The organism is Pseudomonas sp. 43(2021) (assembly GCF_017490805.1).
Classification (GTDB): domain Bacteria; phylum Pseudomonadota; class Gammaproteobacteria; order Pseudomonadales; family Pseudomonadaceae; genus Aquipseudomonas.
Genome location: NZ_JAFGYJ010000516.1, coordinates 1 through 447 on the forward strand (window position 1 = coordinate 1; position 447 = coordinate 447).

At 61.1% G+C, this 447-nt stretch carries 1 protein-coding gene; it reads right to left on the reverse strand.

Annotated elements, in window-relative coordinates; translation table 11 throughout:
* A partial coding sequence (locus tag J5M71_RS28460; RefSeq protein WP_207838980.1) for a GTP-binding protein occupies positions 1 to 447 on the reverse strand: 447 nt, incomplete at both ends.

Genomic DNA, 447 nt, shown 5'->3' on the forward strand with positions numbered 1-447 from the left:
ATCGAGATCGGCGCCCGGCTTGTCGATCTTGTTCACTGCTACCACCAGCGGCACGCCAGCTGCCTGCGCATGCTGAACCGCTTCGATGGTTTGCGGCATCACGCCGTCGTCCGCTGCAACCACGAGGATCACGATGTCGGTCGCCTTGGCACCACGGGCACGCATTGCGGTAAACGCGGCGTGACCCGGGGTATCGAGGAAAGTGACCATGCCGCGATCAGTCTCAACGTGGTATGCACCGATGTGCTGGGTGATACCGCCGGCTTCGCCAGCAGCTACCTTGGCACGACGGATGTAGTCGAGCAGGGAAGTCTTACCGTGGTCAACGTGGCCCATTACGGTCACGACTGGTGCACGGGAGAACGACTCACCTTCAAACTTCAGGGACTCGGCCAGGGAATCTTCCAGAGCGGTGTCGCTGACCAGGGTCACTTTGTGGCCCAGTTC